28 protein-coding genes are annotated in these 26,422 nt (G+C 69.0%); 17 read left to right on the forward strand and 11 right to left on the reverse strand.

All coding sequences use genetic code 11. The annotated features are described in order from the left end of the window. Positions 1 to 116 precede the first annotated feature (116 nt). From tsf to J2847_RS02570, 15 genes are all read left to right on the forward strand, one after another. Positions 117 to 1,049 carry a translation elongation factor Ts gene (gene tsf / locus J2847_RS02500; protein ID WP_209776776.1) on the forward strand — a complete coding sequence of 311 codons (933 nt, stop codon included), beginning with the start codon at positions 117 to 119 and terminating at the stop codon, positions 1,047 to 1,049. Positions 1,050 to 1,098: 49 nt separating this feature from the next. Next, a complete protein-coding gene (gene pyrH, locus J2847_RS02505; RefSeq protein ID WP_085556852.1) occupies positions 1,099 to 1,878 on the forward strand; it encodes a UMP kinase in 780 nt (259 codons plus the stop codon). Between the two features lie 5 nt (positions 1,879 to 1,883). Next, positions 1,884 to 2,441 (forward strand): ribosome recycling factor, encoded by a 558-nt coding sequence (gene frr / locus J2847_RS02510; protein ID WP_085556851.1) that lies wholly within the window; start codon positions 1,884 to 1,886, stop codon positions 2,439 to 2,441. Between the two features lie 6 nt (positions 2,442 to 2,447). After that, the gene (locus J2847_RS02515) at positions 2,448 to 3,203 is read left to right on the forward strand and encodes an isoprenyl transferase (RefSeq protein WP_209776777.1); all 756 of its coding nucleotides are present in this window, start codon (positions 2,448 to 2,450) and stop codon (positions 3,201 to 3,203) included. Further along, the gene (locus tag J2847_RS02520) at positions 3,145 to 4,026 is read left to right on the forward strand and encodes a phosphatidate cytidylyltransferase (protein ID WP_209776779.1); all 882 of its coding nucleotides are present in this window, start codon (positions 3,145 to 3,147) and stop codon (positions 4,024 to 4,026) included. The genes J2847_RS02515 and J2847_RS02520 overlap by 59 nt, the downstream gene beginning before the upstream one ends. Further along, positions 4,017 to 5,216 carry a 1-deoxy-D-xylulose-5-phosphate reductoisomerase gene (locus J2847_RS02525; protein WP_209776780.1) on the forward strand — a complete coding sequence of 400 codons (1,200 nt, stop codon included), beginning with the start codon at positions 4,017 to 4,019 and terminating at the stop codon, positions 5,214 to 5,216. The genes J2847_RS02520 and J2847_RS02525 overlap by 10 nt, the downstream gene beginning before the upstream one ends. A gap of 37 nt (positions 5,217 to 5,253) precedes the next feature. Further along, positions 5,254 to 6,387 carry an RIP metalloprotease RseP gene (gene rseP, locus J2847_RS02530; protein ID WP_209776782.1) on the forward strand — a complete coding sequence of 378 codons (1,134 nt, stop codon included), beginning with the start codon at positions 5,254 to 5,256 and terminating at the stop codon, positions 6,385 to 6,387. A 27-nt stretch (positions 6,388 to 6,414) separates the two neighbouring features. Beyond that, positions 6,415 to 8,742 carry an outer membrane protein assembly factor BamA gene (bamA, locus tag J2847_RS02535; protein ID WP_209776784.1) on the forward strand — a complete coding sequence of 776 codons (2,328 nt, stop codon included), beginning with the start codon at positions 6,415 to 6,417 and terminating at the stop codon, positions 8,740 to 8,742. Position 8,743: 1 nt separating this feature from the next. After that, a complete protein-coding gene (locus J2847_RS02540) occupies positions 8,744 to 9,403 on the forward strand; it encodes an OmpH/Skp family outer membrane protein (RefSeq protein ID WP_209776785.1) in 660 nt (219 codons plus the stop codon). Between the two features lie 211 nt (positions 9,404 to 9,614). Beyond that, positions 9,615 to 10,097, forward strand: a complete 483-nt coding sequence (gene fabZ / locus J2847_RS02545; RefSeq protein WP_085556846.1) for a 3-hydroxyacyl-ACP dehydratase FabZ — start codon at positions 9,615 to 9,617, stop codon at positions 10,095 to 10,097. Further along, a complete protein-coding gene (gene lpxA / locus J2847_RS02550) occupies positions 10,094 to 10,888 on the forward strand; it encodes an acyl-ACP--UDP-N-acetylglucosamine O-acyltransferase (RefSeq protein ID WP_209776787.1) in 795 nt (264 codons plus the stop codon). The genes fabZ and lpxA overlap by 4 nt, the downstream gene beginning before the upstream one ends. 19 nt (positions 10,889 to 10,907) lie before the next feature. Then, on the forward strand, positions 10,908 to 11,759 hold the full coding sequence (locus J2847_RS02555) for an LpxI family protein (RefSeq protein ID WP_209776788.1): 852 nt from the start codon (positions 10,908 to 10,910) through the stop codon (positions 11,757 to 11,759). Continuing rightward, entirely contained in the window at positions 11,756 to 12,949 is a 1,194-nt protein-coding gene (lpxB, locus tag J2847_RS02560) for a lipid-A-disaccharide synthase (RefSeq protein ID WP_209776790.1), read from the forward strand. The genes J2847_RS02555 and lpxB overlap by 4 nt, the downstream gene beginning before the upstream one ends. Beyond that, entirely contained in the window at positions 12,946 to 13,341 is a 396-nt protein-coding gene (gloA, locus tag J2847_RS02565; RefSeq protein ID WP_209776791.1) for a lactoylglutathione lyase, read from the forward strand. Before lpxB ends, gloA begins: the two co-directional genes overlap by 4 nt. Before the next feature lie 139 nt (positions 13,342 to 13,480). Then, complete coding sequence (locus J2847_RS02570; RefSeq protein ID WP_209776793.1) at positions 13,481 to 14,038, forward strand: hypothetical protein; 558 nt, start codon at positions 13,481 to 13,483, stop codon at positions 14,036 to 14,038. A gap of 58 nt (positions 14,039 to 14,096) precedes the next feature. Here J2847_RS02570 and ftrA read toward each other — a convergent pair whose 3' ends face one another. Further along, positions 14,097 to 15,062, reverse strand: a complete 966-nt coding sequence (ftrA, locus tag J2847_RS02575) for a transcriptional regulator FtrA (RefSeq protein ID WP_209776794.1) — start codon at positions 15,060 to 15,062, stop codon at positions 14,097 to 14,099. 94 nt (positions 15,063 to 15,156) lie between these two features. Here ftrA and J2847_RS02580 point away from each other — a divergent pair, with 94 nt between their 5' ends. After that, positions 15,157 to 15,564 carry a rhodanese-like domain-containing protein gene (locus J2847_RS02580; protein ID WP_085556840.1) on the forward strand — a complete coding sequence of 136 codons (408 nt, stop codon included), beginning with the start codon at positions 15,157 to 15,159 and terminating at the stop codon, positions 15,562 to 15,564. Positions 15,565 to 15,570: 6 nt separating this feature from the next. Here the strand turns inward: J2847_RS02580 and J2847_RS02585 are convergent, their stop codons facing one another. From J2847_RS02585 to gltX, 3 genes are all read right to left on the reverse strand, one after another. Beyond that, positions 15,571 to 15,744: a hypothetical protein gene (locus tag J2847_RS02585; RefSeq protein WP_179166230.1), complete on the reverse strand. Its 174-nt coding sequence runs from the start codon at positions 15,742 to 15,744 to the stop codon at positions 15,571 to 15,573. Between the two features lie 22 nt (positions 15,745 to 15,766). Then, on the reverse strand, positions 15,767 to 17,080 hold the full coding sequence (gene gltA / locus J2847_RS02590) for a citrate synthase (protein ID WP_085556839.1): 1,314 nt from the start codon (positions 17,078 to 17,080) through the stop codon (positions 15,767 to 15,769). Between the two features lie 100 nt (positions 17,081 to 17,180). Further along, positions 17,181 to 18,587 (reverse strand): glutamate--tRNA ligase, encoded by a 1,407-nt coding sequence (gene gltX, locus J2847_RS02595; RefSeq protein ID WP_209776796.1) that lies wholly within the window; start codon positions 18,585 to 18,587, stop codon positions 17,181 to 17,183. 148 nt (positions 18,588 to 18,735) lie between these two features. On the opposite strand from gltX, the gene J2847_RS02600 reads away from it, so the two are divergent. After that, positions 18,736 to 20,904, forward strand: coding sequence for a ComEC/Rec2 family competence protein (locus J2847_RS02600; protein ID WP_325169311.1), 2,169 nt, complete (start codon positions 18,736 to 18,738; stop codon positions 20,902 to 20,904). Between the two features lie 2 nt (positions 20,905 to 20,906). On the opposite strand, the gene lexA is transcribed toward J2847_RS02600, so the two are convergent. From lexA to J2847_RS02635, 7 genes are all read right to left on the reverse strand, one after another. Then, complete coding sequence (lexA, locus tag J2847_RS02605) at positions 20,907 to 21,623, reverse strand: transcriptional repressor LexA (RefSeq protein WP_209776798.1); 717 nt, start codon at positions 21,621 to 21,623, stop codon at positions 20,907 to 20,909. A gap of 141 nt (positions 21,624 to 21,764) precedes the next feature. After that, positions 21,765 to 22,994 (reverse strand): molybdopterin molybdotransferase MoeA, encoded by a 1,230-nt coding sequence (locus J2847_RS02610; RefSeq protein ID WP_209776799.1) that lies wholly within the window; start codon positions 22,992 to 22,994, stop codon positions 21,765 to 21,767. Beyond that, a complete protein-coding gene (gene moaC, locus J2847_RS02615; protein WP_209776801.1) occupies positions 22,991 to 23,488 on the reverse strand; it encodes a cyclic pyranopterin monophosphate synthase MoaC in 498 nt (165 codons plus the stop codon). Before moaC ends, J2847_RS02610 begins: the two co-directional genes overlap by 4 nt. After that, on the reverse strand, positions 23,485 to 23,943 hold the full coding sequence (locus J2847_RS02620; protein ID WP_209776802.1) for a GNAT family N-acetyltransferase: 459 nt from the start codon (positions 23,941 to 23,943) through the stop codon (positions 23,485 to 23,487). The genes moaC and J2847_RS02620 overlap by 4 nt, the downstream gene beginning before the upstream one ends. Before the next feature lie 4 nt (positions 23,944 to 23,947). Next, positions 23,948 to 24,742, reverse strand: a complete 795-nt coding sequence (trpC, locus tag J2847_RS02625) for an indole-3-glycerol phosphate synthase TrpC (RefSeq protein WP_209776804.1) — start codon at positions 24,740 to 24,742, stop codon at positions 23,948 to 23,950. Beyond that, entirely contained in the window at positions 24,739 to 25,791 is a 1,053-nt protein-coding gene (trpD, locus tag J2847_RS02630) for an anthranilate phosphoribosyltransferase (RefSeq protein ID WP_209776806.1), read from the reverse strand. Before trpD ends, trpC begins: the two co-directional genes overlap by 4 nt. Beyond that, on the reverse strand, positions 25,788 to 26,381 hold the full coding sequence (locus J2847_RS02635; RefSeq protein ID WP_209776808.1) for an anthranilate synthase component II: 594 nt from the start codon (positions 26,379 to 26,381) through the stop codon (positions 25,788 to 25,790). The genes trpD and J2847_RS02635 overlap by 4 nt, the downstream gene beginning before the upstream one ends. Positions 26,382 to 26,422 lie beyond the last annotated feature (41 nt).

The following is a 26,422-nucleotide window of genomic DNA, read 5'->3' on the forward strand; positions in this document are numbered from 1 at the left end:
GGCAGCCGGGCCTTATGACCAATGGCCCGGCTGCCTTTTTTGTGGGTTGCCACCCGAATTGACTTTGTGACTCAATCCGATCCGCCACGGATCGCTTGTAAGGAAGAGGGCGCAACATGGCCGAGATTACCGCCTCGCTCGTCAAGGAACTGCGCGAGAAGACCGGCGCGGGCATGATGGATTGCAAGAAGGCTCTGAACGAGACCCAGGGCGACCTCGAGGGCGCCGTCGACTGGCTCCGCAAGAAGGGCCTCGCCGCCGCCGCCAAGAAGTCGGGCCGCATCGCCGCCGAGGGTCTGGTCGCCGTCGCCACCGCCGGCACCAAGGGCGCCGTCGTCGAGGTGAACGCCGAAACCGACTTCGTCGCCCGCAACGACAAGTTCCAGGGCTTCGCCGCCAAGGCCGCCGAGATCGCGCTCGCCACCGGCGGCGACGTCGAGGCGCTGAAGGCCGCCGCCTACCCGGGCACCGCGCACACCGCCCAGGACGAGCTGACCACCCTGATCGCCACCGTCGGCGAGAACATGAACCTGCGTCGCGCCGTGACGCTGGAGGTGTCGGCCGGCACCGTCGTCAGCTACGTCCACTCCGCCATCGCGCCGGGCCTCGGCAAGATCGGCGTGCTGGTCGCGCTGGAGTCGACTGGCGACGTGGCCAAGCTGGCCGACCTCGGCAAGCAGATCGCCATGCACATCGCCGCCGCCCGTCCGGAGGCGCTCGACATCGCCGACGTCGACAGCTCGGCGCTGGAGCGTGAGCGCAGCGTGCTGGCCGAGCAGGCCCGCGCCTCGGGCAAGCCGGAGAACATCATCGAGAAGATGGTCGAGGGCCGCGTCCGCAAGTATTACGAGGAAGTCTGCCTGCTGGAGCAGGTCTACGTGATCGACGGCGAGACCAAGGTCCGCAAGGTGGTCGAGAACGCCGCCAAGGACATCGGCGCTCCGGTCAAGGTCGCGTCCTTCGCCCGCTTCGCGCTGGGCGAGGGCATCGAGAAGGCCCAGAGCGACTTCGCCGCCGAAGTGGCCGCCACCGCCGCCGGCCAGGCCTGATAACCTCCACGCCGCGCCGCATTCGAAACAGCAAGGGAGCGTTCCCCTCATGCCCGAGATCAACGGGGCCGAGACCACCGGAACCACCACGCCGGCCATCGCACCGGAGAGCATCCGCTACAAGCGGGTGCTGCTGAAGGTGTCGGGCGAGGCGTTGATGGGGCAGCGCGACTACGGCCTCGATCCGGACATGGTCAACCGCATCGCCAACGAGGTGAAGGCGGTGGTCGCGCTCGGTGTCCAGGTTTGTCTGGTCATCGGCGGGGGGAACATCTTCCGCGGTGTCAAGGGTGCGGCGGGCGGCATGGAGCGTGCGTCGGCCGACTACATCGGGATGCTCGCCACCGTGATGAACGCGCTCTCGATGCAGAGCGCGCTCGAGCGGATGGGCGTGCCGACCCGCGTGCAGTCGGCCATCCCCATGTCGTCGGTCTGCGAGCCCTACATCCGGCGCCGCGCGATCCGTCACATGGAAAAGGGCCGGGTGGTGATCTTCGCCGCCGGCACCGGCAACCCCTTCTTCACCACCGACACCGCCGCGGCGCTGCGCGCCTCGGAAATGGGGTGCGACGGGCTGCTGAAGGGAACGCAGGTGGACGGCGTCTACACCGCCGATCCCAAGAAGGACCCGACCGCCACGCACTACGACCGCCTCACCTACATGGACGTCCTGGCCCAGGATCTCCAGGTGATGGACGCGTCGGCGATCGCCCTGGCACGAGACAGCCGGATCCCCATCCTGGTCCTCTCGATCCACACCCCCGGCTCCTTCGCCGAGGTGATGCAGGGCCGTGGCAAGCACACCATCATAACGGAAGAAAGGGAGTAGGTCCCGTGGCTGCGCCCGACACATCGGACCTGAAGCGCCGCATGGAAGGCGCGCTCGAGTCGTTTCGCAAGGAACTCACCGGCCTCCGCACCGGCCGCGCCTCCTCCAGCCTGCTGGAGCCGGTCATGGTCGAGGCCTATGGCAACCGCGTCCACCTCAAGGAGGTCGGCACCGTCTCGGTTCCCGAGCCGCGCCTCATCACGGTGCAGGTGTGGGACCGCGGCATGACCAAGGCGGTCGAGAAGGCCATCCGCGATTCGGGCCTCGGGCTGAACCCGCAGGCCGAGGGTCAGGTCATCCGCGTGCCGCTGCCCGACCTGACGCAGGAGCGCCGCGCCGAGTTGGCGAAGGTCGCCCACAAATACGCCGAGCAGACCCGCGTCGCCATCCGCAACATCCGCCGCGACGGCATGGACGGCCTGAAGAAGGCCGAGAAGGCCAGCGAGATCACGCAGGACGAGCTGAAAACGCAGTCCGACAAGGTGCAGGCGCTGACCGACCAGCACATCAAGCTGGTCGACGACACGCTAGCGCAAAAGGAAAAGGACATCATGCAGGTCTGATCCGGAATGCGCGACGCGGACGAGAACCGGATGGACGGAAGCGGTTCGATCACCCCTCCCGAGCATGTGGCCATCATCATGGATGGCAACGGGCGCTGGGCGAAGGCGCGCGGCCTGCCGCGCACCGCCGGCCACAAGAAGGGCGTGGACGCCGTCCGCCGCACCGTGGAAGCGGCGCGCGAACTGGGCGTCGGCACCCTGACCATCTTCAGCTTCTCCTCGGAGAACTGGCGGCGGCCGGAGGAGGAGGTCACCGACCTCATGGGCCTGCTGCGCTTCTATCTGCGCAGCGAGGTCGCCGAACTGCACAAGGCCGGCATCCGGCTGCGGGTGATCGGCGACCGGCTCCGCCTGTCCGACGACATCAACCGGCTGATCGACAACGCCGAGGCGTTGACCCGCGACAACCGGACGATGACGCTGGTCGTCGCCCTCAGCTACGGGTCGCGGCAGGAGATCGTGCTGGCGGCCCGGCGACTGGCCGAGGATGTGGCGGCCGGCCGGGTGAGCGCCGGCGCCATCGACGAGGGTGCCTTCGCCGCCCGCCTGTTCACCGCCGACATTCCCGATCCCGACCTGATCATCCGCACCAGCGGCGAGAAGCGCATCAGCAATTTCCTGCTGTGGCAGGCGGCCTACGCCGAGCTGGTGTTCATCGACACGCTCTGGCCCGATTTCACCAAGCGCGATCTGGAGGCGGCGATTGAAGAGTTCCACCGACGGGAACGCCGCTTCGGCGCCACCACGGCCGGCTCCCGCTGAGCCGGTCTCCGCGGGAAAACCCAACCCGAAGACGGGCGACCTCAAGACCCGCGTGGTCTCGGCGCTGATCATGGCGCCGATCGTGCTTGGCGCCGTCTGGGCCGGCGGCTGGGTCTTCCGCGCCTTGATCGCCTTCGGCGCGGTCGTCGCCATTTCCGAATGGATCAATCTGGTCCCCAGCGCCCGGCGCCTGCCGGCGCGGCTGATGTCGGTCGCCGGCGTGCTGGTGTCCCTGATGGCGCAATTGGCCGCCGGACCCTGGGTCGGGCTGGGGGTGGCCGTCGCCTTTTCCGTGCTGACCGCGCTGGCCGGCGGCGGCCGCGACCGCGGCCTGCTCGGCTTCGGCGTTTTCTACGTCGCGGCGGGAATGGCCGGTCTGACATGGTTGCGCGACCTGCCAAGCGATGGGCTGGCCCTGTTCCTTTTCGCCATGCTCGCCATCTGGGCCACCGACATCGGCGCTTACGCGGCCGGCCGTTCCATTGGCGGACCGAAGCTGGCGCCGCGCATCAGCCCGAAGAAGACCTGGGCCGGCCTGATCGGCGGCATGGCCGCCGCCGCCCTGATCGGCTGGCTGATCGCTCTCGCCGTCGGCGCGGCGATGCCGGCCCTGGCGTTGCTGATGGGCGCCGTGGCGGCGGTGGTGGGGCAGGCGGGCGACCTCTTCGAATCGGCGGTCAAGCGCCGCTACGACGTCAAGGACAGCGGCCAGCTCATTCCCGGGCATGGCGGCATCCTCGACCGCATCGACGGGCTTCTGGTCGCCGCCCCGGTGCTGGCTGTTTTCCACGCGACCATCGGAACGGCTCTATCATGGTGGTGACGACGGGCGGTGGCCCCCGGCGGGTGACGATCCTGGGTTCGACCGGCTCGGTCGGGACCCAGACCGTGGATCTCGTCGCCCGCGACCCGGAGCGCTTCCCGGTCGAGGCGCTGACCGCCAACCGCAACGTCGCCCTTCTTGCCGAGCAGGCCCGGCGCCTGAAGGCCCGGCTCGCCGTCGTTGCCGATCCCGCAGGGCATGCCGAGCTGAGGGAGCGCCTTGCCGGCACCGGCATCGAGACGGCCGCCGGTCCGCGGGCGGTGGCCGAGGCGGCGCAGCGTCCGGCCGATTGGGTGATGGCCGCCATCGTCGGCGCCGCCGGGCTGGAGCCGACGCTCGCCGCCGTGCGCCGCGGCGCCATCGTCGCCTTCGCCAACAAGGAGGTGCTGGTCTGCGCCGGCGACCTGATGATGGAGGAGGTGCGCGCCCACGGCGCCACGCTGCTGCCGGTCGACAGCGAGCATTCCGCCATCTACCAGGTCTTCGACTTCGCCCGGACCGAGAGCGTCGCCCGGCTGATCCTGACCGCGTCGGGCGGCCCGTTCCGCACGCGCGACCGCGCCTTCATGGCGACGGCGACGCGTGAACAGGCAGTGGCGCACCCGACCTGGGACATGGGCGCCAAGATCTCGGTCGACAGCGCCACCATGATGAACAAGGGGTTGGAGCTGATCGAGGCGCATTTCCTCTTCGGCATCCCCGAGGAGCGCATCGACATCCTGGTCCACCCGCAGTCGGTGATCCATTCGCTGGTCGAGTATGTCGACGGCTCCGTGCTGGCGCAGCTCGGCACGCCCGACATGCGCACGCCGATCGCCTATGCGCTCGGCTGGCCGGCGCGCATCGCCACCCCGGCCGAGCGGCTCGACCTGACACGGGCGGCGACCCTGACCTTCGAAGCGCCGGATCCCGTGCGTTTTCCGGCCCTGCGGCTGGCCCGCGCCTCCTTGCAAAGCGGGGGGGGCGCTCCTACTATTCTCAGTGCCGCCAACGAGGTGGCCGTCCAGGCGTTTCTCGACCGCCGGATCGGCTTCCTCGACATCGAAAAAATCGTCGAGGGCACGCTGGCGGCGTTGCCCCACCGCCCGCTGCGTGATCTTGCCGCAGTGCGCGAGGCCGACGCCGAGGCGCGCCGCGACGCCGCCGCGCGCGTGACGGCCTGCGGTGCGTCGGCGGTTGGCAGCCGGTGATCCGAGTTCGAGGCCCGAACGGGCGCAAAGGGTGGTGATGGACGTTCTCGGCGGTTTCTGGACCTCGGTTCTCGCGTTCCTGGTGGTCCTCACCGTGCTCGTGTTCGTGCACGAGCTTGGCCATTATCTGGTCGCGCGGCGCAACGGCGTGCGGATTGAGGTCTTCTCCATCGGCTTCGGGCCGGAGTTGTTCGGTTTCAACGACCGCGCCGGCACGCGCTGGAAGTTCAGCGCCCTGCCGCTCGGCGGCTACGTCAAGATGTTCGGCGACGCCGATCCGGCGAGCACGCCGGGCGCCCATCTGACCGCCATGTCGGCGGATGAGCGCGCCGTCTCCTTCCATCACAAGAGGCTGGGCCAGCGCGCCGCCGTGGTCGCCGCCGGCCCCATCGCCAACTTCGTCTTCTCCATCGTGGTGCTGGCGGTGCTGTTCGCCACCGCCGGCCAGTCCTTCACGCCCGCCGACGTCGGCGGCGTGCAGCCGGGCAGCGCCGCCGAGCGCGCCGGGCTCCAGCCGGGCGACCTGATCCTGTCGATCGACGGGGCCGGCATCCAGCGCTTCGAGGAAATCCGCCAGATCGTCTCGATCAAGCCGGGCGAGACGCTGCGGATGGAGGTCGAGCGCGAGGGCAGGGTGGTCACGCTCGACGCCACGCCCGACGCCCGCGAGATGACCGACCGACTCGGCAACACCCACCGTGTCGGCCAGCTCGGCATCACCCGTGGCAGCGTCGATATGAAGCGCCACGACCCGGTGACCGCCGTCTGGCAGGCAGGGCGTGAGGTGATGGGGATGATCACCGGCACCTTCACCGCGCTCGGCCAGATGGTCGAGGGCTCGCGCGGGACCGAGGAGCTGGGCGGGCCGCTGCGCATCGCCCAGATGTCGGGCGAGGTGGCGCAATCGGGCTGGTACCCGCTGGTCTGGTTCATGACCTTCCTGTCGGTCAACCTTGGCCTGATCAACCTGTTCCCGGTGCCGATGCTCGACGGCGGCCATCTGCTGTTCTACGGCATCGAGGCGCTGCGCGGACGCCCCCTCGGAGCGAGAGCGCAAGAATACGGTTTCCGCATTGGATTGGCTTTGGTATTAACGCTCATGGTCTTCGCCACGTGGAACGACCTCGTTCAATTGCGCGTGGTCGATTTCTTCCGGGGACTGGTGTCGTAACGCCAGCCCCTTGCCAGGGAGCGTGATTTGCCGGTGTCGAGCAAAGTTCTGGTGGCGGGCCTGCTGGCCGGCTGCGCCATGACGACGGTGTCTGTCGCCCTCGCCCAGTCAGGGTCCCCGTCAGCGGCGTTCGGGTCGTCGGTCGCCCAGGTCTTTTCCGGCGGAACGGTGCGCGACATCCGTGTCGATGGCATCCAGCGCATCGAGGCCTCCACGGTCCGCTCCTATCTGGCGATCCAGCCGGGCGATTCGTTCGATCCCGACCGCATCGACCAGTCCCTGAAGGCGCTGTTCAACACGGGCCTGTTCGCCGACGTCACGCTGCGGCGCGACGGCGACACGCTGGTGGTGGCGGTGGTCGAGAACCCGATCATCAACCGCATCGCCTTCGAGGGCAACAAGCGGATTGAAAAGGACAATCTGGAGAAGGAAATCCAGCTTCGTCCGCGCGTGGTCTACACCCGCACCCGCGTGCAGAACGACGTCCAGCGTATCCAGGACATCTACCGCCGCCAGGGCCGATTCGCGGCCACGGTCGAGCCGAAGATCATCCAGCTCGACCAGAACCGCGTCGATCTGGTCTTCGAGATCAACGAGGGTGTGCGCACCGGCGTGCGCGGCATCACCTTCGTCGGCAACGAGAAATTCTCCGACGGCTCCCTGCGCGAGGCGATCCAGACCAAGGAGACCGCCTGGTGGCGGTTCCTGACCTCGGACGACAACTACGACCCCGACCGGCTGAACTACGACCGCGACCTGTTGCGCCGCTTCTACCTGAAGGAAGGCTACGCCGATTTCCGCGTGGTCTCCGCGGTGGCCGAGCTGACGCCGGACCGCGAGGCGTTCTTCATCACCTTCACCATCGAGGAAGGCGAGCGCTACAAGTTCGGCAAGATCGACATCAAGTCCTCGCTGAAGCAGCTCGACCCGGCGACCCTTGAGACGATCACGACGACCAAGGAAGGGGACTGGTACAACGCGCAGGAGGTGGAGAACACCATCACCAAGCTGACCTCGGCGGTCGGCGACCTGCAATACGCTTTCGTCGATGTCCGGCCGCGCATCTCGCGCAACCGCGAGACCCAGGCGATCGACATCACCTACGAGATCAACGAGGGGCCGCGCGTCTTCGTCGACCGCATCGACATCAACGGCAACGTCCGCACGCTGGACAAGGTGATCCGGCGCGAGATGCTGCTGTCCGAAGGCGACCCGTTCAGCTCCTCCAAGCTGAAGCGGTCCGAGCAGCGGATCAAGGATCTGGGGTATTTCGAGCGGGTGAACGTCACCACCGCCGAAAGCAGCGTTCCCGACCGCACCGTGGTCAACGTCGAGGTGGCCGAACAATCGACCGGCGAGATCTCCATCGGCGCCGGTTTCTCGACCTCCGACGGTCCTCTGGGCGACTTCTCGATCCGAGAGCGCAACCTGCTGGGCCGTGGCCAGGACCTGCGGCTGGGCGCGACGATTTCCGGCGTCCGCCAGGAATACGACATTTCCTTCACCGAGCCCTATTTCCTCGACCGCGACCTGTCGGCCGGCGTCGACATCTTCCGTGTCCGCCGGAATTACCAGGATGAGAGCTCCTTCAACGAGAAGAACACCGGCTTCTCGCTGCGTCTCGGCTTCCCGCTGAGCGAGAACCTGCGCCAGCGCGTCTACTACCAGCTCCAGGACACCCTGATCGAGGAGGTGCCGGTCACCGCCTCGAAGTACGTGCAGGAGCAGAAGGGCGAGCGCCTGACCTCGCTGATCGGCCAGGAGCTGACCTACGACCGGCGCAACAGCAAGCTGACGCCGACCGAGGGTTACTTCATCCGCCTGACCAACGACATCGCCGGTCTCGGCGGTTCGGTGCGCTTCCTGCGGAACCGTCTGGCCGGCGGCTACTACCTGCCGTTGGACGGCGAGAACTGGGTGCTGAGCACCACCGGCGAACTGGGCTACATCCTCGGCATGGGCCAGAAGGTGGCTTTGGCCGACCGCTTCTTCATCGGCGGCGACACGCTGCGCGGCTTCAACACCGCCGGCATCGGTCCGCGCGACATCACGACCGGCGATTCGCTGGGCGGCACGCGCTACGCCCGCGCCTCGGTCGAGATGAGCTTCCCCTTCGGCCTGCCGGAGGAATTCGGCCTGCTCGGCCACGCCTTCACCGACGTCGGCTCGCTGGGCAAGGTCGACATCAGCGACCCGAACGTCGTCGACAAGGAGTCGATCCGCGTGTCGGTCGGCACCGGCGTGTCGTGGAAGTCGCCGTTCGGCCCGATCCGTCTCGACGTGGCGCTTCCTCTGCGCAAGGAAAGCTACGACAAGAAAGAGCTCATCCGTTTCAGCTTCGGAACCAGGTTCTAAGATGCAATCCAGCACGCTCAAGGCGACGCTTCGCGCCGCCGCCCTGTCGGTCGCCGTGACCGCCGGTCTGTCCTACGCTCCGGCGGTCCTGGCCCAGGCGGCTCCCAAGGCGGAACCGCCCAAGGCGGCCGCTCCGGCTCCCGCCGCGGCGGGAGCCCCCGCCGCCGCTCCGGCGACGGGCGAGCTGAAGGCTCCGGTCATCGCGGTGATCGACGTCCAGAAGATCATGCAGGAATCCAACGCCTCGAAGGGGATCTCCAAATCCTTCGAGACGCTGCGTGAAACCTACCAGAAGGAAATCTCCGCGCTCGAGGACAAGCTGCGCAAGGGCGAGGACGAGTTGCGCAAGCAGCAGACCGTCCTGGCGCCGGAAGCGCTCGCCAACAAGCGGCGCGACTTCGAGAAGCAGGTCGCCGAGGTGCAGAAGACCGTCCAGACCCGCAAGCGGGTGCTGGAGACCTCGCTGAACGAGGCGATGGCGGTGGTCCATAAGACGATGGTCGAGATCGTCGCCGACATCTCGCGCGAGCGCGGCGCCAATCTGGTTCTGGCGCGCCAGCAGTTCGTTCTGGTCGACACCCAGCTCGACGTCACCGACACCGTGCTGGAGCGGGTGAACAAGAAGCTGCCGCAGGTCGCTCTCAACGTTCCCAAGCAGTAAGGGCGTCCGGAAAAAAAGGGCCGCCACCGTCCATCCGGGCGATGGCGGCCCTTTTCGTTGCCGGGGGACGCCGGCTGAGCGATTGCAGTCGCCGCCGAAATCGGGCAAGAAGGCGGCGAACAGGTCAGACGCCGCGGCGACGCGGCGCCCCGTTCCCGGTTCTGGGAACGCGGAAACTTTCGGCGGTTTTGGAAAGGCGGGCGGCCGGACGATGGATGTAACGGCAGACAACAACGCGCAAAGCAACACGCTTCCCGATCTCGACGTGAACCGGATCATGCAGATGATCCCGCACCGCTATCCGATCCTGATGATCGAGCGGGTGGTCGACATCGTGCTGGGCGAGAGTGCCACCGGCATCAAGAACGTCTCGATCAACGAGCCCTTCTTCCAGGGGCATTTCCCCTCGCGTCCGGTCATGCCCGGCGTGCTGATCATCGAGGCGATGGCCCAGACCTCGGCCGTCCTGGTCGTCGGCACGCTCGGGGCCGAAGCCGAGGGCAAGCTGGTCTATTTCATGACGGTGGACGAGGCGCGCTTCCGCCGCCCGGTGACGCCGGGTGACACCATCCACATCCATGTCACCAAGCAGCGCAAGCGCGCCAACGTCTGGAAGTTTCAGGGCGAGGCCAAGGTCAACGGCGTCCTCGTCGCCGAAGCCGTCTATTCCGCCATGATCCTGGACGAGAAATGACCGTCACCATCCACCCGTCCGCCATCGTCGATCCCGCCGCCTCGCTGGGCGAGAGCGTCTCGATCGGCCCCTTCTGCGTCGTCGGTCCCCAGGTCGAACTGGGCGATGGCGTGCGGTTGGTGTCCCATGTCGCGGTGGAGGGGCGGACGCGCATCGGCGCCGGCACGGAGATCTACCCCTTCGCCTCCATCGGCCATCGGCCGCAGGACCTGAAGTTCCATGGCGAGCCGTCGGAGCTGGTCATCGGCGCGCGGAACCAGATCCGTGAGCATGTGACGATGAATCCGGGGACCGAGGGCGGCGGCATGATCACCCGCGTCGGCGACGATGGGCTGTTCATGATGGGCTCGCATGTGGCGCACGACTGCATCGTCGGCAACCATGTGATCCTGGCGAACAACGCGACGCTGGGCGGCCATGTGACGCTGGGCGATTACGTCATCATCGGCGGTCTGTCGGCGGTGCGTCAGTTCGTCCGCATCGGTGCCCACGCCATGATCGGTGGCATGTCGGGCGTCGAGAACGACGTGATCCCCTTCGGCCTCGTCATGGGCGACCGGGCACGCTTGGCCGGGCTCAATCTGGTCGGGCTGGAGCGGCGTGGCTTCAAGAAGGACGACATCCACGCGTTGCGGGCCGCCTACCGCATGCTGTTCGGTCCGGAGGGCACCTTCGCCGAGCGTGTCGAGGGGGTCGGCCGCGATTTTGGCGAACGCGCCCTGATCACCGACGTGCTCGACTTCATCCGCGCCAAAGAGGCCCGCTCGCTCTGCCAGCCGCGTGAAGGCTGAGGCGGCGGAGCCCCGCCCCGTGACCGCCGTTCCGCAGAAGCTCGCCATCCTCGCCGGCGGCGGCACGCTGCCGGCGCGCATCGCGGCGGCAGCGCTGGGGCAGGGGCGGCCGGTCTTCCTGGTCGCCTTCGAGGGGCACACCGATCCCGACACCGTGACCGGGCTCCCGCATCTGTGGAGCCGTTTCGGGGCTGCCGGGACCATCATCCGCCGCCTGCACGACGAGGGCGTCGGCGACGTGGTGTTTGCCGGACCGGTCAAGCGTCCCTCCTTCACCGAACTGCTGCCCGACTGGCGGACCACGCGCTTCCTGGCGCGGGTCGGCGCTCGGGCGCTCGGTGACGACGGGCTGCTGCGCGCCGTGGTGCGCGAACTGGAGGAGGACGGGTTTCGTGTTGTCGGGTTGCATGATGTGCTGAAGGATTTGCTGACCACCCCCGGCCCCGTCGGATCGTTGGTTCCGGACGCGGAGGCCCTGCACGACATTGCCCGCGCGGCCGAGGTGGCGCGGGCGATGGGCAATCTCGACGTCGGGCAGGGCGCGGTGGTCCAGCAGGGCATCGTGCTGGCGGTCGAGGCCATCGAGGGCACCGACGCCATGCTGGCGCGTTGCGCCGGGCTGGCGCGGCCGGGGCCGGGCGGGGTTCTGGTCAAGCTCGCCAAGCCGCGCCAGGACCGTCGCATCGACCTGCCGACCATGGGCGTGACGACGGTGGAGAACGCGGCGGCGGCCGGTCTGCGCGGCATCGCGGTCGAGGCGGGCGGCAGCCTGCTGGTCGATCGCGCGGCGGTGGCGCGGACGGCCGACCGGCTCGGCCTGTTCGTCGTCGGCATCGACGCGCCGGGCGCTTCCACCGGGCCGGCGCCATGAGCGTGCCGACCCTCTTCCTGATCGCCGGAGAGCCGTCGGGCGATGCGCTCGGCGCCCGGCTGATGGCCTCGGCCAAGCGGCTGACCGGCGGGCGTGTGCGGTTCGCCGGCATCGGCGGCGAGCGGATGATCGCCGAAGGGCTTGAAAGCCTGTTTCCCATGGCGGAACTGACGCTGTTCGGCATCTTCGAGCTGTTGCCGCATCTTCCCAACCTGATCCGCCGCATCGACCAGACGGTGGCGACGATCCTGCGCGACCGCCCTGCCGTGGTGGTCGGCATCGATTCGCCCGGCTTCACGGTGCGGGTGTCGAAAAAGGTCCGGACGGCGGCGCCCGGCATTCCGCTGGTCCATTACGTCGCGCCGACGGTCTGGGCCTGGAAACCCAAGCGCGCCGCCAAATACGCGGCGATCTACGACCACCTTCTTGCCGTCCTGCCCTTCGAACCGCCCTATTTCGAGCGCGAGGGGCTGGCCTGCACCTTCGTCGGCCATTCGGTGGTCGAGAGCGGGGCGGGGGCCGGCGATGCCGGCCGCTTCCGGGTGCGGCATGGTCTGGCCCCCACCGACCGACTGGTCGCCATCCTGCCGGGCAGCCGCAAGGGCGAGGTGAGCCGCCTGCTTCCCGATTTCCGCGCGACGCTGGAACGGTTGCGGCCGACCCATCCCGGTCTGGTCGCCGTCGTGCCGACGGTGGCGACGGTGCGCGACCGCGTCATCGCGGCGGTCGCCGACTGGCCCGTGCGCACCATCGTGATCGAGGGCGACGCCGCCAAATACGACGCCTTCGCGGCGGCGGAAGCGGCGCTCGCCGCGTCGGGAACCGTGGCGTTGGAACTGGCGCTCGCCCGGTTGCCGGCGGTGATCGCCTACCGGCTGAACCCGGTGACGGTGGCGCTCTATCGACGACTGATCCGCGTGAAGTATGTCAATCTCGTCAACCTGATGCTCGACCGGATGCTGGTGCCCGAGCTGTTGCAGCAGGAGTGCCGGCCCGAAAGGCTGGCCAAGGAGTTGGCACGGCTGCTCGACGATCCGCAGGCCCGGCAGGCGCAGATCGACGGCGTGGTCGAGGTCGCGCGCTGGCTGGGGCAGGGCGACCGTCCGCCCAGCGAGCGGGCCGCCCGCGCCATCCTCGACGTCATCGCCCGACACCACCCCAACCCCGAAGCGGGAGAGGCAAGACCATGAGCGATTTCCGACTGCTGCACACGATGCTGCGCGTTCTTGATTTGGACAAGTCGATCGATTTCTACACGCGGCTGCTCGGCATGAGGCTGCTGCGCCGCAACGATTACGAGGGCGGCCGCTTCACCCTGGCCTTCGTCGGCTACGGCGACGAATCCGACACCGCGGTGCTGGAACTGACCCATAATTGGGACCAGGCGGAGCCCTACGAGATCGGCACCGGCTATGGCCACATCGCGCTTGGCGTGCCGGACATTTACGCCACCTGCGACAAGCTGGCGGCGGAAGGCGTCAAGATCCCGCGCGCGCCCGGCCCGATGAAGCATGGCAGCACCGTGATCGCCTTCATCGAGGATCCGGACGGCTACAAGGTCGAGTTGATCGAGAAGAAGTAAGAATTCCCGGACGGCTGGCGGCTTGAACGCCGCCGGCCGCCGGGACGCGGTGCTGCCCGTCGTCCGCCCGCAACCCTATGGCGCAGCTTTTGCTTGAGCCTCCCCCAACGCAACCGTGTGTCCTTGGGGAGGCTCAAGCATGTCGTCCGGTCAACTCACCGTCCAGTTGGGCTTGGGCCCATATTCGATCGCCAACGCCACGCGCATCGATGTTTCGGGACTGAAGGCCGTCAAGCTGACGGAAGCTCCGCAGGAGCATTTCCAAAGGCTGATCGACTCCCAGGAGATGATGCTGCGGCATCGCTACACCGAACCCGCGGATGTTTCCAACCATCCGGCCTACAAGGACTACGCGCGGGTCATGGTCGGTGGGAAGGAGGTCGCGCGGGTCGACAACAACGGCTTCCTGATCACCTCCAACAGCGTCGCCGTCCAGGTCGAAGGGCGCATTCCCGACATCGGGCCAACCGGGAAATCCGGGCCGCTGCTGGCGCAGGCGCGGGCGGAGGCGGTGGCCAAGCTGCTTGGCGGCAAGGTGGTGGCGTCCGAGACCGCGATAAACCAGCAGCGTTACGACTCGCTGCCCAAGCCCAAACCGATCTTTGACGAAACGGCGATGATGCAGGATCCCGTGTATGGGCAAATCCAGGAAACCAAGCGGGCGCGCCTGCTGTTCCTGGCGCAGCAGATGGCGTGATCTTGCCGGCCGGACAATTTTGCCGGGAAAAATTGTTTCGGCGCTGTTGCAGCCGGTCTCAAACGGAGCGGCGGAACCGCGCCCGGTATGTCGCCGGGCTGATGCCCAGCCGCTGGCGGAAATGGTGGCGCAGGGTGGCGGCGGAGCCGAAGCCGGCCCGTGTCGCCACCTCCTCCACCGCCGTCTCGCCGCTTTCCAGCAGGGTGCGGGCACGGGCGAGCCTTTCGGCGAGAAGCCATTCCCCCGGTGTCCGGCCGGTCAGCGCGTTGAAGCGGCGCAGGAAGGTGCGCAGGCTCATGCCGGCCCGCTCGGCCATGGAGGCAAGCGTGTGCTCTTCCTCCAGCCTTTCCCGGAGATGATCGAGCAGGGGGCCGAGCCGGGCGCCCTCCCGCGCCGTGGGAACCGGCGTCTCGATGAACTGCGCCTGGCCACCCTCGCGGTGCGGCTGGACCACCAGCCGGCGCGCGACGCTGTTGGCGGCCTCTGGGCCGAAATCGCGCCGCACCAGATGCAGGCACAAATCGATCCCGGCGGCGCTGCCGGCGGAGGTCAGGATGTTCCCTTCGTCCACATAGAGCACGTCGGGCGCCACACGGATCGCCGGATAGAGATCGCCGAGCGTTTCGGCGTAGCACCAGTGGGTCGTCGCCCGCCGGCCGTTCAACAGGCCGGAGGCGGCGAGAACGAAGGCGCCGGAGCAGATCGACAGGATGCGGGCGCCCCGCGCATGGGCCCGCCGCAACGCTTCCGTCAGGATGTCCGGAACCGGCTCACGGGCTCCGCGCCAGCCGGGAATGACGATGGTGCCGGCCGCCTCCAGCAACTCCAGCCCGCCGTCGGCCAGCAAGCGGACGCCGCCCATCGCCCGCAGCGGACCGGGGTCGAGCGCCGCGACGGCGAAGCGGTACCAGTCCGGCCCGAGTTCCGGACGCGGCAGGCCGAACACTTCGACGGCGACGCCGAACTCGAAGGTGCAGAGGCCGTCATAGGCGAGGGCGACGACGAGGTGCGGAGTGTTTGGCATGATCCGCACGGTAACTGGCATCCGCGCCACTTTCCAGCCTGTGCCGGCTGCGGCACCGTCGGGGTCGGTCATATCCCCGAACGGAGCCTGTTCCATGCCCAGTCTGGTCGCCGAGATCGCCGCCGCTCCCTCCACCCTGGCCGAGGAGCATTTCGCTCGCCGCCTGTCGCTGGAGACGGATTGCTGGGACGTCCATGAGGCGCTGAAGGGCGGTCCCGCCGACTTCGTTCTGCTCGACGTGCGCGGTCCGGCGGCCTTCGCGCGTGGCCATGTTCCGGGAGCGTTCAATCTGCCGCATGGCAAGATGACGGCGCGGCGGATGGAGGAGTGGGCGGCGGAGACACTGTTCGTCGTCTATTGCGCCGGGCCGCACTGCAATGGAGCGGACCGGGCGGCTCTGCGGCTGGCCCGTCTCGGGCGGCCGGTCAAGCTGATGATCGGCGGCATGACCGGGTGGGCCGACGAGGGCTTCGCCATCGCGGCAGGGCAGGACACGGAGTGACGGTGCTCAGATCAGCACGACGCCGGCGACCAGCGCCAGGATCAGCAGATACACCACCAGCCGGCGCAGGCGCCAGCCGAGCGGCGCCTTGTTGTCGTTGGCCGGCGGGTGCAGACGCACCCGCCGGGCCGGCACGATGAACGCAGCCGGGTCCTGGGCGGCCCCGTTGGAGCCGCCCATTCCGATGTGAGCCGTGGGCCGGTTAGCCACGCTCGTTCAGCGGCACGAACGGCCGCTTGGTCTCGCCGGTGAAGAGCTGGCGCGGACGGCCGATCTTCTGCACCGGATCCTCGATCATCTCCTTCCACTGGCTGATCCAGCCGACGGTGCGGGCCAGCGCGAACAGCACGGTGAACATGCTGGTCGGGAAGCCCATCGCCTTCAGGATGATGCCCGAGTAGAAATCGACGTTCGGGTACAGCTTCTTCTCGATGAAGTAGGGGTCGGACAGCGCGATCTTCTCCAGCTCCATCGCGATGTCGAGCAGCGGCTCGTTCTTGATGCCGAGCTCGGCGAGCACCTCGTGGCAGGTCTCGCGCATGACCTGGGCGCGCGGGTCGTAGTTCTTGTAGACCCGGTGGCCGAAGCCCATCAGGCGGAAGTTGTCGTTCTTGTCCTTGGCGCGGCGGACGATCTCCGGAATGCGATCGACCGAGCCGATCTCCTCCAGCATCTTCAGCACGGCCTCGTTGGCGCCGCCATGGGCGGGACCCCACAGCGAGGCGATGCCGGCGGCGATGCAGGCGAACGGGTTGGCGCCCGACGAGCCGGCGAGGCGGACGGTCGAGGTCGAGGCGTTCTGCTCGTGGTCGGCGTGCAGGATGAAGATCTTGTCCATCGCCTTGGACAGGATCGGGTTGACCTTGTACGGCTCGCAGGGCGTGCCGAAAGTCATGTAGAGGAAATTCTCCGCGTAGGTCAGGTCGTTGCGCGGATACATGAACGGCTGGCCGACCGAATACTTGTAGGCCATCGCGGCGATGGTCGGCATCTTGGCGATCAGGCGGTGCGCGGCGATCTTGCGCTCCACCGGATCCTCGATGTCGGTCGAGTCGTGATAGAAGGCCGACAGGGCGCCGACGACGCCGCACATGATCGCCATCGGGTGCGCGTCACGGCGGAAGCCGCTGTAGAACTTGGTGAGCTGCTCGTGCACCATCGAGTGGCGACGCAGGATGATGTCGAACTCGGCGCTCTCGGCGGCCGTCGGCAGATGGCCGTTCAGCAGCAGGAAGCAGACCTCCGGGAAGGTCGAGTTCTTGGCCAGCTCGTCGATGGCGTAGCCGCGGTGCAGCAGGACGCCCTCGTCGCCGTCGATGTAGGTGATCGCCGACTCGCAGGAGCCGGTGGACGTGAAGCCCGGATCGTAGGTGAAGTAGCCGGTGGCGGCGTAGAGCTTGCGGATGTCGATCACGCTCGGCCCCACGCTGCCGTGCAACACCGGCATCGTGACCTGTTTGCCCGTTTTGTTGTCGATGAGGGTGACGGTGTCGTTGCCGTCCTCAGTCTGGGTCATCTCGGCACGTCCTTATCGTTGAGGTCTGGGCTTGGTGCCCTTTTTTGCGTCGGCGCAGCATAGTTCTATGACAGGCCGATGGCAACGCACGGAACCGACTTTATGCTGCACCCGCTGCGTCGCGGATGCGAGACAAAGTCTCCTCCCGGCCGAGAAGTTCGGCAACCTCGAAGATCGGGGGCGATACGGTCGAGCCGGTCAGCGCCGCCCGCAGCGGTTGCGCCACCTTGCCCAATTTTTCACCACTCGCTTCGGCAAAGGCACGGACACGGGCCTCCAGCGCCGCCGCGGTGAAGTCCGTCTCCCTGGCGAACTGGTCGGCCAGTTCCTTCAACAGCCCGCGGCCTTTTTCGTCCAGCAGGGCCGACGCCTTTTCATCATAGGCGAGCGGCCGGGTGGCGACGTAGAAGCGGGCGCTCTGGGCGAGGTCGACCACCGTGCGGGCGCGCTGCTTCAGCCCGTTCATCGCACGGGTCAGCAGGGCGCGGTCGGAGTCGGAGAGCGCGCGGCCGAGGTCGGCCTCCAGCCGCGGCACGACCAGCCCGACCAGCCGGGCGTCGTCGGCCTGGCGCATGTAATGGGCGTTGAGGTTGTCGAGCTTGGCGAAGTCGAAGCGGGATGGCGAGCGGCCGATGCTCTCCAGGTCGAACCACTCGATGGCCTGCTCGGTCGAGATGATCTCCTCGTCGCCGTGCGACCAGCCGAGCCGCATCAGGTAATTGCGCACCGCCTCCGGCAGATAGCCGAGGTCGCGGTAGGCGTCGACGCCGAGCGCGCCGTGGCGCTTGGACAGCTTGGCCCCATCGGCGCCATGGATCAGCGGGATGTGGCCGAACTGCGGCAGGTCCCAGCCCATGGCGTTGAAGATCTGGATCTGGCGGAAGGTGTTGGTCAGGTGGTCGTCGCCGCGCACGACGTGGGTCACGCCCATGTCGTGGTCGTCCACCACCACGGCCAGCAGATAGGTCGGGGTGCCGTCGGCGCGCAGCAGGATCAGGTCGTCGAGCTGGGCGTTCTGCACCGTCACCTCGCCCTGGACGAGGTCCTTGAGGACGGTCTGCCCCTCCTGCGGAGCCTTCAGGCGGATGACGGGGGCGACTCCGGCCGGGGCGTCGGACTCGGGACGGTCCCGCCAGCGGCCGTCGTAGCGCATCGGCTGGCCGGCGGCCTTCTGGGCGGCGCGCATCTGCTCCAGCTCCTCCGGGCTGCAATAGCAGCGGTAGGCCTTGCCGGCGGCGAGCATCTGGTGGGCGACCTCGGCGTGGCGGTCCTTGCGCTCGAACTGGCTGACCGCCTCGCCGTCCCAATCCAGGCCCAGCCACTGCAAGCCGTCGAGGATCGCGTCCACGGCGGCCTGGGTGGAGCGTTGCCGGTCGGTGTCTTCGATCCGCAGCAGGAACTTGCCGCCCATCCGCTTGGCGTACAGCCAGTTGAACAGGGCGGTGCGGCCACCGCCGATGTGGAGAAAGCCGGTGGGCGACGGGGCGAAACGGGTGACGACGGTCATCGGTGTCTCAATTCCGGGTTCTGCGCTGCTACACTGCAACGGAGTGTGTTCCATCGTTTACCACAGGGACCCGGTTCGGGGGCAATGCCATGCGCGCATGGGCGGCAAAGGAGGCTGTGCGGCAGCGATCGCTGGACGGGCGGCGCGCGTGACCGACCGTTCCGCCGACGGGGGGGCCGGGGATGCGCTGGACGAGGCGTGGGAAACGCCCCCGGCGAAATCCCCGCCACGGCTGCTCGGTCCGCTGTTCCGGGTCTGGAACTGGCTGGCCAGGCAACTGGCAGCGGAGCGTGAACGCTGGGTGCTGTGGATCCCCGTGGGCTTCGGGTTCGGCGCGGTTCTGTACTTCGCCTTGCGGAGCGAACCGCCCGCATGGGCCGGTCTTGCGGCGGTCGGTGGCGCGGTTCTGGGGGGTGCGCTGTTGCGCCGCTGGCTGCCCGGTCTGGCCGTCGCGCTGGGATTGCTGGTGGTGGCCGCCGGATTCCTGACGGCGCAGGGTCACGCTTGGCGGGTGGCGAGCCCGATCCTGGCGCGCGAAATTCCGTCGGCGGTCGTCACCGGCCGGGTGATGGCGGTGGAGCGGCGGCCGGGCGCCTTGCGAATCACCCTGCGCGATCCGACGGTGAGCCGGCTGAAACCCGAGGAGACGCCCGCCGCCTTGCGGATCCGCCTGTCGGACCGCTATCCGCCGCCACCGCCCGGCGCCCTGGTGCGGCTTCGCGCCACCCTGTCGCCGCCGGCTCCGCCCGCCGAGCCGGGAGCCTTCGATTTCCAGCGGCGGGCCTATTTCATGGGGCTGGGCGCTGCCGGATTCTCGGTCGGGGCGGCGGAGGTGATCGAGGCGCCGCCGCTCACCGGCTGGGCCGCCGTGACCGTGGCCTTCGAGCGCGCGCGCGGCCACATCGCCGAGCGGGTGGCGGCGACCATCCCCGATCCGGTGGAGGCCAGCGTCACCGCCGCGCTGCTGAACGGCGAGCAGTTCGCCATTCCCGACGCGACGATGGACGCCTTCCGCAACAGCGGGCTGGCGCATCTGCTGTCGATTTCCGGCCTGCATGTGGGGATCGCGGCGGGCATCCTGTTCTATGTGGTGCGGGCATTGCTGGCGGCGATCCCCTTCATCGCGCTGCGCTGGCCGATCAAGAAGATCGCGGCGCTGTGCGGAATCCTGTCGGCGCTCGCCTACACACTGCTGGTGGGCGCGCCGCTGCCGACGGTGCGCTCGGTGCTGATGACCGGCCTCGTCATGGGCGCGGTCATGCTGGACCGTGACCCGCTCAGCATGCGGCTGGTCGCCTTCGCCGGCATCGTCACGGCGGCGATGGACCCGGAAGGCATGCTGGGCCCGAGCTTCCAGATGTCCTTCGCGGCGGTGGTGGCGCTGATCGCCGCCTTCGAGGGCGGTGGACCGCTGGCGCGCTGGGGGCGCGACGCCGGCTGGTTCGGACGGTCCGCGCTCTATGTCGGCGGGATCGTGCTGACCAGTGTCATCGCGACGCTGGCGACGCTGCCCTTCTCCCTGTTCCATTTCCAGCAGATCGCCTTCTACGGCGTGCTGTCCAACATGATCGCCATTCCCGTCACCTCCTTCTGGGTGATGCCGTGGAGCCTGATCGCCTACGCGCTGTTCCCCTTCGGGCTGGAGGCTCCGGCGGTGATCGCGATGAATTGGGGCGACCGGGTGGTGATCCGGACCGCCGAGTTCTTCGGCGGGCTGCCCTGGGCGTCGCTGACCGTCCCGGCGATGCCGGCCGGCGGCTTCGCGGCGGTGATCCTTGGCGGCCTCTGGCTGTGCGTGTGGACCCGCCGCTGGCGCTGGTGGGGGCTGGCCGCCGTGGCCGCCGGCCTCGCGACCCCGGCGCTGGTCGAGCGGCCGGATGTCCTCGTGTCCGGCGATGGCAGGATCGCCGCCGTTCGTGCCGCCTCCGGCCGTCTCAGCCTGTCGGTGAAGAGCGAGGGGCGCACCGCCGAAACCTGGTTGCAGCGGGACGGCGTTCCCGAACCGGACGAGCCCTGGCCACGCACCGGAGCCGGCGCCGGGGGAGAACTGACCTGCGACGCGCTGGGCTGCCTCTACCGGAGGGGTGGCCGGACCGTCGCCCTGTTGCGTCTGCCCGACGCGCTGGATGAGGATTGCGGCGGTGCGGACGTCGTCGTCGCCGCCTTTCCAGCCCGGGCCTGCCGGGCGCCGCTGGTCATCGACCGCTGGCGCCTGCGCCGGGATGGCGCGCACGCGCTGTATCTGGAACCGGAAGGCATCCGGGTCGAGAGCGTGCGCGACCAGCGCGGCGACCGTCCCTGGACGGGGCGGCGGTGACGTCAGTACTTGCGGACCAGCCCGACCAGCTTGCCCTGGACGCGGACACGGTCGGCGCCGAAGATCCGGGTTTCGTAGGCGGCGTTGGCGGGCTCCAGCGCGACGGTGTTGCCCTTGCGGCGCAGCCGCTTCAGCGTCACCTCGCCCTCGTCGACCAGGGCGACGACGATGGCGCCGTTGTCGGCCGAATCGCAGCGCTGGATGATGACGGTGTCATGATCGAGGATTCCGGCCTCGATCATCGAATCGCCGGCCACCTCGAGAGCGTAATGGTCGCCGGCGGTCAGCATCGTCGCCGGGATGTCGATGAAGGAGGATCCGTCGCGCAGCGCCTCGATCGGCGTACCGGCGGCGATCCGGCCATAGAGCGGCAACTGCACCGCCTCGACCGCCGGGGACCGGCTCACCTCGCGGCCGGTCAGGGCGAAGTCGCCCTTGATGACGTTCGGCTGGAACTTCGAGCGGGCCGAGGCGGAGGACGACCGGCCACGGGACGCCTCCAGCCCTTCCGGCAGGCGCAGGACCTCCAGCGCGCGGGCGCGGTGGGGCAGGCGGCGGATGAAGCCGCGCTCCTCCAGCCCGGTGATCAGACGGTGGATGCCCGACTTGGACTTCAGCCCGAGCGCGTCCTTCATCTCGTCGAACGAAGGGGAAACACCGCCCTGGCCGAGCCGCTCGTTGATGAAAAGCAGCAATTCGTGCTGCTTGCGCGTGAGCATTTGTGCCTCCCGGCGGTCGCCACACTGGACATGGAACAAAAGTAAAACGTTACCCAATGTTCTAGTTTGGTTCCCGCGGAACGTCAAGGTCTCTCGACGCGGCCTCACCGAAGGTTGGATCGATTTCGGCCCCGGTCCCCGCTAAGGATTCAGCGCGCCGCCGGACAGGGAAAGGATCTCCACCATCTCGCCGGGACTGGCCGGCGGAGCGTGGGCGGCGCGGCGGATCAGGCAGTCGGCCCGGGCGTAGAGCGAGGTGAGCGCGCTGTCCTGTCGGGCGAAGGGCGTAACGGTCAGGCCGCCGTCGGCCCCGGTCGCCAGCGTGGCGCGCAGGTAATCCTCGCGCCGGTCGTTGGCCTTCAGCGCCACCGCCAGCCGGGCGCGGACCGGCCCGGCATCCTCGTCCGGCGGCAGCCCTTGCAGCACCCGCAGGACCGGCCGGAGAAACAGGAGGGCGGTCACGCCGGTGGACACCGGGTTTCCGGGAAGCCCCAGCAGCGGAACGCTTCCAGCCCGTCCGAACATCACCGCCTTGCCGGGCCGCATGGCGATGGCGTGGACGTCGAGCGACACGCCCTTGTCGGCCAGCACGTCGCGAACGAGGTCGTAATCGCCCTGGGCCGCGCCGCCGGTGGTCACCAGCAGGTCGCAGCCGGCCGCGCCGGCGGCCATGGCGGCGACGCTCTCGGCGGTGTCGCGGGCGATGCCGAGATTGTGGGCGACGCCGCCCTGGGTCGTCACCAGGGCACAGAGGCCGAGCGCGTTGGTGCTGACGATCTGGCTCGGCCCCAGCGGATCGCCGGGCAGGGCGATCTCGTCGCCGGTGGCGAGAACGGCGACGCGCGGGCGGCGGTGGACGGCGAGCCACGGCACATTGGCGCCGGCCGCCAGCGCGACGTCGCGCGCGGTCAGCCGTCGGCCCTTGGGCAGCAGTTCCTGTCCGGCGGCGAAGTCGAAGCCGGCGTGGCGCACGAAACGGCCGGCGGCGACGGCACGGCCGATGCGGACCGTGTGGGCATCGGCCGTGCAATCCTCCTGCATCACCACGGCGTCGGCACCGGCGGGCAGGGGCGCGCCGGTGAAGATGCGCACGGCCTCGCCCGGCCCCACCCGGCTGGAAAAGGCGTGGCCGGCGGCGGATTCGCCGATGCGGCGCAGCGTGACCGGGTGGTCGGCACAGGCCTCGGCGACGTCAGCGGCGCGCACCGCCCACCCGTCCATGGCGGCAGCGTCGAAGGGCGGCTGGGTCAGCCGGGCGACGACCGGCTCGGCCAGCACGCGGCCGAGCGCGTCGGGGAGGGCGACCGTCTCGGCCGGCAACGCCGCGAAGGCGGCGAGGATGCGGGTGCGCGCCTCGGCGACGGAGATCATGGGGACGATGCGGGGTGCGCGCCCGGCGTCCAGTCGCCGCTCTTGCCGCCGGCCTTGTGCAGCAGGCGGACGGCGGTGATCGTCATGCCGCGGTCCACCGCCTTGCACATGTCGTAGACGGTCAGCGCCGCGACGGAGACGGCGGTCAGCGCCTCCATCTCCACCCCGGTGCGGCCCTTCAGCTTGCAGGTCGCGGTGATGTCGACGGCGTTGCGGTCGGGGTCGCAGGTCAGCTCCACCTTGACCGAGGTCAGCATCAGCGGGTGGCACAGCGGGATCAGGTCGGGGGTGCGCTTGGCCCCCATGATGCCGGCCAGCCGGGCGACCGACAGCACGTCGCCCTTCTTGACGCCGCCTTCCATGATCAGCTGCAGCGTTTCCGGCCGCATCAGCACCGATCCGGCGGCGATCGCCGTGCGCTCGGTCTCCGCCTTGTCGGAGACGTCGACCATCACCGCGCGCCCTTCCGCGTCGAAATGGGTGAAGCCGGTCATAGGGCCTTTTCCATGAAGATGCTGAGGGGAATGTCCGGATAATCGGCGTAGGGGCCGCGTTCCGTGAAGCCGGCCTTGCGGTAGAGCCTCAGCGCCTCCGCCTGATGGATGCCGGTCTCCAGCCGCAGGGAGTTCAGCCCCTCGACCCTGGCCTGCTCCGCCAACCGGTCGAGCAGCCGTGCCCCGATGCGGCCGCCACGCACGGTGGGCGCCACATACATGCGCTTGACCTCGCCATAGCCCTCCGGATCGACGCGCAGGGCGGCGCAGCCGACCGGATGCCCGCCCTTGCGCGCCACGAGGAAGCGAACGTCGGCGGCCGCCAGCGATTCGACATCGAGCAGGTGGCAGGCGTCCTCCGGGTAGAGGTCCGTCAGGTAGGAGTCGAGGGCGGCGACCAGGGCGGTCACCGCCTCCTGGCGCGGATCCTCGGCGACGATGGCGACGTCCGGCATGGGATCAGCCTCTGGCCAGCAGGGCGCGGGTCGCGGCGGCGACGTCCTCCTGCCGCATCAGCGATTCGCCGACCAGGAAGCAGCGCGCGCCCACCGCCGCCATCCGCGACAGGTCGACCGGGCTGTAGAGCCCGCTCTCCGCCACCAGCATGCGGTCGGCCGGCACGTTGCGCGCCAGTTCCTCCGTCGTTGCGATGTCGACGGCGAGCGTCTTGAGGTTGCGGTTGTTGACGCCGAGCAGGGGCGTCCTCAGCAGCAGGGCGCGGTCCAGCTCGGCGCGGTCGTGCACCTCGACCAGCACGTCGAGCCCCTGGGCGATGGCGGCGTCCTCGATCTCGCCGGCCTGGGTGTCGGACAGCGAGGCCATGATGATCAGGATGCAGTCGGCGCCGAGCGCGCGCGCCTCGACGATCTGGTAGGGATCGACCATGAAGTCCTTGCGCAGCACCGGCAGATCGACGGCGGCGCGGGCGGCGACCAGATACTCGTCCTTGCCCTGGAAATAGGGTTCGTCGGTCAGCACCGACAGGCAGGTCGCCCCGCCCTCGCGGTAGGCGCGGGCGAGCGCCGGCGGGTCGAAGTCGGCACGGATCAAGCCCTTCGACGGGCTGGCCTTCTTGATCTCGGCGATCAGGCCGTAGCGGCCGGCCTCGACGGCGCCGCGCAGCGCACGGATGAAGCCGCGCGCCGGGTCGGCGGCGCGGGCCGCCGCCTCGACCTCCGCCAGCGGGCGGGCGGCCTTGCGCGCGGCGACCAGCGCGCGCTTGTCGGCGTTGATGCGGGTCAGGACGTCGCTCATGCGGGCACCGTCTCGTTGGTGATGGCGACGAGGCGGTTCAGCCGCTCGCGGGCGGCCCCGCCGTCGATGGCGTCGGCGGCGAGCGCCACGCCGTCCTTCAGCGTGGCCGCCTTGCCGGCCACCAGCAGGGCGGCGGCGGCGTTGATCAGCACGATGTCGCGGTAGGGGTTGCGCGCTCCGTCGAACAGGGCGTGGATCGCCGCCGCGTTGACCTGGGCGTCGCCGCCGCGCAGATCGTCGATGGCGGCGCGCGGCAGGCCGGCATCCTCGGGCGTCACCTCGAACACGGTGACGGCGCCGTCCATCAACTGGGCGACGGTGGTCGGGCCGGTGGTGGTGATCTCGTCGAGCCCGTCGGAGCCGTGGACGATCCAGGCGGCCTCCGAGCCGAGGCGCTTGAGCACCTGGGCCAGCGGCTCCACCCACTGCCGGGCGTAGACGCCGAGGAGCTGGCGCTTGGCCGTCGCCGGGTTGGAGAGCGGCCCCATCAGGTTGAAGATGGTGCGGGTGCCCAGCTCGACCCGCGTCGGGCCGACGTTGCGCATGGCAAGGTGGTGGCGCGGCGCCATCAGGAAGCCGATGCCGGCGTCCCACAGGGCCTTGCGGACCAGACCGAGATCGCAGTCGAGGTTGACGCCGAGCGCGCCCAGCACGTCGGCCGCACCCGACTTCGACGACATGGCGCGGTTGCCGTGCTTGGCGACGGGGACGCCGCAGGCCGACACCACCAGCGCGGCGGCGGTCGAGATGTTGTAGGTACCGACCCCGTCGCCGCCGGTGCCGCAGGTGTCGATGGTGCCGGCCGGCGCTTCGACCGGAACCGCCTTGGCGCGCATGACGCGGGCGGCGCCGGTGATCTCGTCCACCGTCTCGCCGCGAACGCGCAGCGCCATCAGGAAGCCGCCCATCTGCGAAGGGGTGGCGTTGCCCGACATGATGATGTCGAAGGCGAGGCCGGCTTCGGCCTCGCTCAGCGTGTGGCCGCTGGCGACGCGCGCCAGGATGGCCTTCATGTCGGCGATGTCGCCATGGGAGGACGGGGTGCTCATGCCGCGCTCTCCAGGCGGGGGCGGGTCATGTCCAGGAAATTCCGCAGGATTTGGTGACCGTGCTCGCTCTCGATGCTTTCCGGATGGAACTGCACGCCGTGGATCGGCAGCTCGCGGTGGGCGAGCGCCATGATCAGGCCGTCCCCCGTCTCGCCGGTGACCTCCAGGCAGGCGGGCAGGCTGGCGCGTTCGACGATCAGCGAATGATAGCGGGTGGCGCGGAAGGGGGAGGGCAGGCCGGCCAGCACCCCGCGCCCGTCATGCCGCATGCTGTCGACCTTGCCATGCATCGGCACCGGCGCGCGGACGACCTTGCCGCCGAAGGACTGGCCGATCGACTGGTGGCCCAGGCAGACCCCCAGCAGCGGCAGCCGCGCCTTGGCGGCGGCGTCGATCAGGGGCAGGCAGATGCCGGCGCGGTCGGGATCGCAGGGGCCGGGCGACAGCACGATGCCGTCGGGGCGCAGTGCCATGGCTTCGTCCACCGTCAGGGCGTCGTTGCGGCGGACCTGCACGTCTGCGCCCAGCTCGCCCAGATAATGGACGAGGTTGTAGGTAAAGCTGTCGTAGTTGTCGATGAGCAGCAGCATGCGCCTTCGCCTTCGCCTTAATCGTCCGGTCGAGCCGCTGG

It is taken from the genome of Azospirillum agricola, from assembly GCF_017876095.1.
Taxonomy (GTDB): Bacteria; Pseudomonadota; Alphaproteobacteria; order Azospirillales; family Azospirillaceae; genus Azospirillum; species Azospirillum agricola.